The sequence below is a fragment of the Haloterrigena salina JCM 13891 genome, assembly GCF_000337495.1.
Taxonomy (GTDB): domain Archaea; phylum Halobacteriota; class Halobacteria; order Halobacteriales; family Natrialbaceae; genus Haloterrigena; species Haloterrigena salina.
The window spans coordinates 1-8,609 of sequence record NZ_AOIS01000004.1; the positions used below are offsets into that span (position 1 = coordinate 1).

The window sequence follows — 8,609 nt, forward strand, 5'->3', positions numbered from 1 at the left end:
GATGTGTATAAGAGACAGGTGTAATTCTGTAGCACGATTGTCGCGTCCGACCGAGAAACGAGTCCGTCCGACAGCACCTTCGAGGTGATTCGGTTCCCGCGAGCGCGTGTAATCGGACGGCGACTCGGACGGTCCGCCATGCGCTCGAGTAAGACGACCTCGAGTACGTTCTCCAGTGGAGAACGCTCTTCTCATCGTGACTGATCCGGTGTTGTGAGTGTCGCTACCCAAAAATTCTAATAAGATGTCATAAATTGAGAGAGCGAGGTGTGGAACTCGATGACAGACGCAAACACGAATAGGAGACGGTATCGACGCGACGTGCTGGGCGGAATCGCAATCGGGACGACAGCAATCACAACCAGTGGTGTCGGTTCAGCGATTCCCGGCGGTCAGTCCCATCGGTCTGCCCACGGAAACGGGAGTGATACCGAGACGTCGGAGGGAACGCGGCAGATGGAATCGCTCGACCGAGGTCTCGTGGCGGTTCCGACAGACGACGGAGTCCTCGTCCGCTGGCGACTGCTCGGGACCGAGCCCGCCGATCTGGGGTTCCATGTGTTCCGCGACGGTGACCGGGTGAACAACAAGCCGATTACCGAGAGCACGAACTTCCTCGACCCCGAGGGGACGATCGATTCGACCTACGCCGTTCGACCGGTCGGCGTCGGTCGAGCCGGCGGCGGAAAACACAACGGACGGAAACACGGCGAGGACGGCAGTGACCGCAAACCCGGCATGTCGGAGTCCGTCGAGGTGTGGGACGAGCAGTACAAGGAGATCCCGCTGAACAAACCCGATCCGATCGAGGGCGAGGACGGGGAGACGATTACGTACCACGCCAACGACGCCAGCGTCGGCGATCTCACCGGGAACGGCACGCTCGACATCGTCCAGAAGTGGACTCCATCGGACGCAGGGGACAACTTGCCGGGTCATAGAAGCGACGTCCTGCTCGACGGCTACACGATAGAGGGCGAGCACCTCTGGCGGATCAACCTCGGACAGAACATTCGGGCTGGACCACACTACACGCCGTTCGCCGTCTACGACTTCGACGGCGACGGGAGGGCCGAACTGGCCGTGCGGACGTCCGACGGCACCACGGACGGGACCGGCACGATCATCGGCGACCCGGACGCCGACTACACGAACGAGGACGGATTCGTCCTCGAGGGACCGGAGTACCTCACCGTCTTCGACGGCGAAACCGGCGAGGCACTCGCGACGGCGGACTTCGAGCCCGCGCGTGGCGACGTCTGCGACTGGGGCGACTGCTACGGCAACCGCGTCGATCGATTCCTCGCCGGCGCCGCCTACCTCGACGGCGAGCGTCCGAGCATCCTCATGACGCGGGGCTACTACGAGAAGACCATGCTGGCCGCGTGGGACTTCCGCGACGGCGAACTCACCACCCGCTGGATCTTCGATAGCACCGACGGCAATCAGGAGTACGAGGGCCAGGGTAACCACCAGCTCGCCACTGCCGACGTCGACGGTGACGGGAAGGACGAGATCGTTTACGGCGCCTGTGTCATCGATCACGACGGCACCGGGCTCTACTCGACCGGGTGGCACCACGGGGACGCCCTCCACGTCGGTGACTTTGACCCTAGTCGGGACGGACTCGAGGTCTTCCAGCCACACGAGTACGGGGAGTATGGAGCGTCGTTCCGGGATGCCGAAACGGGAGAGCTCCTGTGGGGGATCGGAGACGGAAGCAGTGACGTCGGTCGGGGCATGATCGCGGACATCGATCCGAACTACGACGGCGCGGAAGCGTGGGCGGGCGTTCCCCTGTCCGACGACGGTCTCGGCACGTGGTCCGCCAGCGGCGAGCAAATCAACGAAAATACCGTCAACTCGATCAACTTCGGGATCTGGTGGACCGGCGACCTGCACCGGGAGCTGCTGGACCACGACTTCCTCGGCTGGGAGGAAGGATACGGCGTCGGCTGGATCAAGAAGTGGAACCCCGAAACCGAGGAGTTTGAGCTGTTGAAGTCCTTCGAGGGCACGCGGTCGAATAACTCGTCGAAGGGGACGCCGTGTCTCTCGGGAGACATCCTGGGCGACTGGCGCGAAGAGGTGATCTGGCGGACCGAAGACAGCGAGGCGTTGCGCCTGTACGCGACGCCCTACGAGACCGATCACCGACTGCACACGCTATTGCACGACCCGCAGTACCGGACTGCACTCGCGTGGCAGAACGCCGGCTACAACCAGCCGCCGTGGCCGAGTTACTTCATCGGACACGGGATGGACGACCCGCCGAAACCCGACATCGAACTCGTCTCCACCAATAACGGCTGAACGACGTGTTCCGCTGTGGCGCCGTTTAGATACGATGGAATTCTCCCAAACAATTATACTGATAGATAATATACCAGATTTCGGAGTGTGAGAGAAAATGACTAGTCCAGACGCCAATACTACGAAGTATCGAGGGTATCGACGCGAACTGCTGAGCGGGATCGCGGCCGGAACAGCGGTGTTCGCAACCAGCGGGGCGGCGGCTGCCACGAGTCGAAACGGCCGATCCGCCGTCGAAAACGACGAGGCTGGATCGCCGCGTCAGATGGAGGCGCTCGACCGCGGCCTCGTGGCCGTTCCGGTCGACGACGGGGTCCTCGTTCGATGGCGACTGCTCGGGACGGAGCCCGCCGATTTGGGATTCCACGTGTTCCGTGACGGCGAGCGAGTGAACAACAAGCCGATCACCGAGAGCACGAATTACCTCGACCCCGAAGGGACGACCGATTCGACCTATGCGGTTCGACCGGTCGGCAACGGACGGGCCGGCGGCGGGAAACACAACGGACGGAAACACGTCAGAGGGAAACGCGGCGGGAACGGCAGCGACCGCAAACCCGGCATGTCGGAATCCGTCGAGGTGTGGGACGAACAGTACAAGGAGATCCCGCTGAACAAGCCCGACCCGGTCGAAGGCGAAGACGGCGAGACGGTCACGTACCACGCCAACGACGCGAGCGTGGGCGACCTCACGGGCGACGGCACGCTCGATATTGTCCTGAAGTGGTCCCCGTCGGACTCGAAGGTAAACCCGCTCGACGGATATACGAGCGACGTCCTGCTCGACGGCTACACGATCGAGGGCGAACACCTCTGGCGAATCAATCTCGGACGGAACATTCAGGCCGGCCCGGCGTACACGTCGTTCGCCGTCTACGACTTCGACGGCGACGGGACGGCGGAAGTGACGATGCGGACGTCCGACGGCACTACGGACGGAACTGGAACGGTCATCGGTGATCCTGACGCCGACCACTCAACCGAGGACGGACGGATCCTCGAGGGGCCGGAGTATCTGACCGTCTTCGACGGCGAAACGGGTGAAGCACTCGCAACAGAGGACTTCGAGCCCGCGCGTGGCGACGTCTGCGACTGGGGCGACTGCTACGGTCACCGCGTTAATCATTTCCTCCCGGCGCCCGCCTACCTCGACGGCGAGCGCCCGAGCATCGTCATGGGTCGCGGCTACTACGAGAAGACCATGCTGGCCGCCTGGGACTTCCGCGACGGCGAACTCGACGTCCGCTGGATCTTCGACAGCACCGACGGCAACGAGGAGTACGAGGGGCAGGGCAACCACCAACTCTCCATCGCCGACGTCGACGGCGACGGGAGGGACGAGATCGTCTACGGCGCGATGGTCGTCGACCACGACGGCACCGGGCTCTACTCGACCGGCTGGGGCCACGGCGATGCCCTTCACGTGAGCGACTTTGACCCCAGTCGGGACGGACTCGAGGTCTTTCAGCCACACGAGTACGGAACCTACGGTGCGACGTTCCGCGACGCCGAAACGGGCGAGTTGCTGTGGGGGAAGGGAGACGGGGAGAAAGACATCGGCAGAGGAATGATCGCGGACATCGATCCGAACTACGACGGTGCGGAAGCGTGGGCGGGGATACCCCTCTCCGATGACGGACTCAGTACGTGGACCGCCAGTGGTGAACGGATCCGCGAGACGCCGATCGGTTCGGCCAATTCGGCGATCTGGTGGACGGGAGACCTCCACCGCGAGCTGCTGGACCACGACTTCCTCGGCTACGACGAGGGGGGATACGGTCACGGCTGGATCAAGAAGTGGAACCCCGAGACCGAAGAACTAGAGCGCCTGAAGACCTTCGACGGCACGCGGTCGAACAACGGCTCGAAGGGGAATCCGTGTTTCTCGGGCGACATCCTCGGCGACTGGCGCGAGGAGGTGATCTGGCGGACCGACGACAGCGAAGCGCTGCGCCTCTACGCGACGCCCCACGAGACCGATCACCGGCTGTACACGCTGTTGCACGACCCCCAGTACCGAGTGGCCCTCGCGTGGCAGAACGTGATCTACAACCAGCCGCCGTGGCCGAGTTACTTCATCGGTCACGGGATGGACGAGCCGCCGAAACCCGATATCGAACTCGTCGCCGCCGATGATTGAGCGGGCACGTCGATCATAGCGTCACGATCCGCTAACAGTCGACTGCACGCGCCGAGTAGCCGGGACAGCACGCGAGGCGCGGGACCGTCATCTCGGTCCCCTTCAGTCGTCGGCGATTCAGGAACGAACCGTCGGTTCAGTATTAGTTGTACGATTTACACGTACAGTCACAAATATTTATATAACGGGATCTGGACGGAGGAACTGCGGTGTGAAAGAGAATGACTAATTCGAGCACGAACGAGACGCGACTGCGACGGTATCGACGCGAACTGCTGAGTGGAATAGCGGCCGGAACGACGGCGTTCGCAACCAGCGCTGCGGCGACGGATGGAAACGGCCGATCCGGCGCCAAGAGGAGAACCGGTACCGAGGAGAACGGATCGACACGCCAGATGGAATCGCTCGACCGCGGCCTCGTGGCCGTTCCGACAGACGACGGGGTTCTCGTCCGCTGGCGACTGCTCGGGACCGAGCCCGTCGATCTGGGGTTCCACGTGTTCCGCGACGGTGAACGGGTAAACGACGAACCGATCACCGACAGCACGAATTACCTCGATCCCGAGGGAACGACGGACTCAACGTACGCGGTCCGGGCGGTCGGAAACGGTCGAGCCAGCGGCAGGAAAGACGGCGGCCGCAAACCCGGCATGTCGGAGTCCGTCGAGGTGTGGGACGAACAGTACAAGGAAATTCCGCTGAACAAGCCCGACCCGGTCGAAGGCGAAGACGGCGAGACGGTCACGTACCACGCCAACGACGCGAGCGTGGCCGACCTCACGGGCGACGGCACGCTCGACATCGTCCAGAAGTGGTCGCCGTCGAACGCGAAGGACAACGCCCACGAGGGGCAGACGAGCGACGTTCTGATCGACGGCTACACGATCGAGGGCGAGCACCTCTGGCGGATCAACCTCGGGCAAAACATTCGAGCCGGCGCACACTACACGCCGTTCGCTGTCTACGACTTCGACGGCGACGGAAAGGCGGAACTGGCCGTGCGGACGTCCGACGGCGCCACGGACGGGACCGGCACGGTCATCGGCGATCCGGACGCCGATTACACGAACGACGCGGGTCGCATCCTCGAGGGGCCGGAGTACCTCACCGTCTTCGACGGCGAGACTGGCGAGGCACTCGCGACGGAAGACTTCGAACCCGCGCGCGGCGACATCTGTGACTGGGGCGACTGCTACGGCAACCGCGCCGATCGGTTCCTCGCCGGCGTCGGATACTTCGACGGCGAGCGCCCGAGCATCCTCATGACGCGGGGCTACTACGCGAAGTCGATGCTGGCCGCCTGGGACTTCCGCGACGGCGAACTCGAAATTCGCTGGATCTTCGATAGCGACGACGGTAACGAGGAGTACGAGAGCCAGGGTAACCACCAGCTCGTTACCGCCGACGTCGACGGTGACGGGAAGGACGAGGTCGTCTACGGCGCGATGGTCGTCGACCACGACGGCACCGGGCTCTACTCGACCGGCTGGAACCACGGCGATACCCTCCACGTGAGCGACTTCGTCCCGAGCCGGGAGGGGCTCGAGGTCTTCCAGCCCCACGAGTGGGGTCCCTACGGGGCGACGCTCCGCGATGCCGGAACGGGCGAGCTGCTGTGGAGCGAGGAGGCGGACGCGGACGTCGGCAGAGGGATGATCGCGGACGTCGATCCCAACTACGAGGGCGCGGAGCTCTGGGCGTCCCACGGGGTCGGCTTCTGGTCCAGCGAGGGCGACCGGCTCGGACCGGCGCTCGACTCGATCAACTCCGCGGTCTGGTGGACCGGCGATCTGTCCCGGGAACTGCTGGACCACGACTGGGATACCGAGGAGAACTACGGCGTCGGCCGACTCACGAAGTGGAATCCCGAAACGCAGGAGCTCGATCTGTTGAGGTCCTTCGAGGGCACGCGGTCGAACAACTGGACGAAGGGCAACCCGTGTCTCTCGGGAGACATCCTTGGCGACTGGCGCGAAGAGGTGATCTGGCGGACCGAAGACAGCGAGGCGCTACGCCTCTACGCGACGCCCCACGAGACCGATCGCCGGCTGTACACGCTGTTGCACGATCCGCAGTACCGGACCGCGCTCGCGTGGCAGAACGCCGGCTACAACCAGCCGCCGTGGCCGAGTTACTTCCTCGGTCACGGGATGGACGACCCACCGAAGCCGGACATCGAGCCCGTCTCAGCGGATCGCGACTGATCGGTAATTCCGTTGTGAGACCGCTACAGCGCCGTTCAGCGTAGCATCCGACGGAACGGGGCGGTGGCGTTCCGATTTCGGTCTCGGACTTCACCGCCTCGGCAGTTCCGGCGCGTCGTCCTGGGTCGTAACCCGCCGAGGCAACGCCCCGCCCTGCATGACAACGTTTACAACGGTCGGTGCGAACGTTGACCTATGTCGATCGGAGTCTGTTACTTTCCGGAGCACTGGCCGCGAGAACGGTGGGAAACGGATGTTCGGCAGATGGCCGACGCCGGGATCGAGTACGTCCGCATGGCGGAGTTCTCGTGGCGGGTCCTCGAGCCCGAACGCGGCGCGTTCGACTTCGAGTGGCTCGACGAGATCGTCGAGTTGGTCGGCGAGTACGGAATGCAGGCCGTCTTGTGTACGCCGACGGCGGCGCCGCCGCGGTGGCTCGTCGAGGAACGCCCCGAGATCCGCCAGCGCGACCGCGACGGGACGGTCAGGGACGTCGGGAGCCGACGACACTACTGCTTCAACTCCGACGCGTATCGCGAGGAGACCGAACGCGTCGTCCGGGCGATGGCGGACCGCTACGCCGACGATCCGCGCGTCGTCGGCTGGCAGACCGACAACGAGTACGGCTGTCACGGCACGACGCGGTGTTACTGCGACGACTGCGCCGACGCGTTCCGGGACTGGGTCCGCGAGGAGTACGAGACCGTCGACGAACTCAACGACGCGTGGGGAACGACGTTCTGGAGCCAACAATACGACGGCTTCGAACAGGTCGATCTCCCCCGTCCAACACCTGCACAGGATCACCCGTCGATGCTACTCGATTTCGCCCGGTTTGCGAGCGACAGCGTCGTCGAGTACAACCGCCTGCAGGCGGACCTGCTTCGCGAGGCGAACGAGGAGTGGTTCGTCACGCACAACTTCATGAACCTGTTCGAGTCGGTGGACGCCTACGAGTTCGACGAGGACCTCAATCTGATCTCCTGGGACTCGTACCCGACGGGTCACGTCCAGCAGGCCGGCGGCGAGACGACGGCCGACGAACTCCGCGCGGGGAACCCCAATCTGCTCTCGTTCAACCACGACCTCTACCGGAGCGTGCTCGACCGGCCGTTCTGGGTGATGGAACAGCAGCCGGGCGACGTCAACTGGCCGCCCCACTCCGCACAGCCCGCCGAGGGCGCGATGCGCCTCTGGGCCCACCACGCGACTGCCCACGGCGCCGACGCCGTCGTCTACTTCCGCTGGCGGCGCTGCCTCGAGGGCCAGGAACAGTACCACGCCGGCCTCCGAAAGCAGGACGGGACGGCAGACCGGGGCTATGAGGACGCGACGCGAGCCGCCGAGGAGCTGTTCGACCTCGACCACGTCGACGCGCCCGTCGCCCTGCTGCACGACTACGAGAATGCGTGGGCGCTCGGCGAGCAATCCCACGCGCCCGATTTCGACTACTGGCAGCTGTTGCAGTCGTTCTACGCGCCGCTGCGGGCCCGCGGCGTACAGGTCGATATCGTTCACCCCGAGCGCGACCTCGAGTCCTACGACGCGGTCGTCGCGCCGACGCTCCACCTGGCGACCGAGTCGCTAGCCGACCGCCTGACCGCGTACGTCGAATCCGGCGGCGAACTGCTGCTCGGCCCGCGGACGGGCGTGAAGGACACGCACAATAAGCTCCGTCCCGACCTCCAGCCCGGTCCGCTGTCGGATCTCGTCGGCGCGAGCGTCGACCAGCACGAGTCGTTCCCGGCGCAGTTCGAGCCGACCGTCGCCGGAACCGACGAGACGAACGCCGAGTACGCGTTCCGAACGTGGGCCGAGTGGCTCGAGGCCGACGCGGCCGAGCCGCTACTCGAGTACGCGGGCGACGACATCGAAGGCGGACGGACGGCGGCCGTTCGAAACGCGGTCGGCGAGGGAGGCGTCGTCTACTGCGGCGTCTGGCCCGAGACCGA

The 8,609-nt window shown here is 64.7% G+C and carries 4 protein-coding genes; all 4 read left to right on the forward strand.

All coding sequences use genetic code 11. From position 1 onward, the window contains the following. The first annotated feature begins 456 nt into the window (after positions 1 to 456). A complete protein-coding gene (locus tag C477_RS00585) occupies positions 457 to 2,313 on the forward strand; it encodes a rhamnogalacturonan lyase (RefSeq protein ID WP_008892471.1) in 1,857 nt (618 codons plus the stop codon). Positions 2,314 to 2,578: 265 nt separating this feature from the next. After that, a complete protein-coding gene (locus C477_RS00590) occupies positions 2,579 to 4,453 on the forward strand; it encodes a rhamnogalacturonan lyase (protein ID WP_008892472.1) in 1,875 nt (624 codons plus the stop codon). A 395-nt stretch (positions 4,454 to 4,848) separates the two neighbouring features. Continuing rightward, on the forward strand, positions 4,849 to 6,657 hold the full coding sequence (locus tag C477_RS00595; RefSeq protein WP_049914061.1) for a rhamnogalacturonan lyase: 1,809 nt from the start codon (positions 4,849 to 4,851) through the stop codon (positions 6,655 to 6,657). A 195-nt stretch (positions 6,658 to 6,852) separates the two neighbouring features. Continuing rightward, positions 6,853 to 8,609 (forward strand): beta-galactosidase (locus C477_RS00600; protein WP_008892474.1); only part of this gene is annotated, 1,757 nt, incomplete at its 3' end.

Excerpts from the sequence above, each read along its gene's own strand:
- C477_RS00585 (WP_008892471.1), top strand. The coding sequence starts at position 457 with ATGGAATCGCTCGACCGAGGTCTCGTGGCGGTTCCGACAGACGACGGA.
- C477_RS00590 (WP_008892472.1), top strand. The coding sequence starts at position 2,579 with ATGGAGGCGCTCGACCGCGGCCTCGTGGCCGTTCCGGTCGACGACGGG.
- C477_RS00595 (WP_049914061.1), top strand. The coding sequence starts at position 4,849 with ATGGAATCGCTCGACCGCGGCCTCGTGGCCGTTCCGACAGACGACGGG.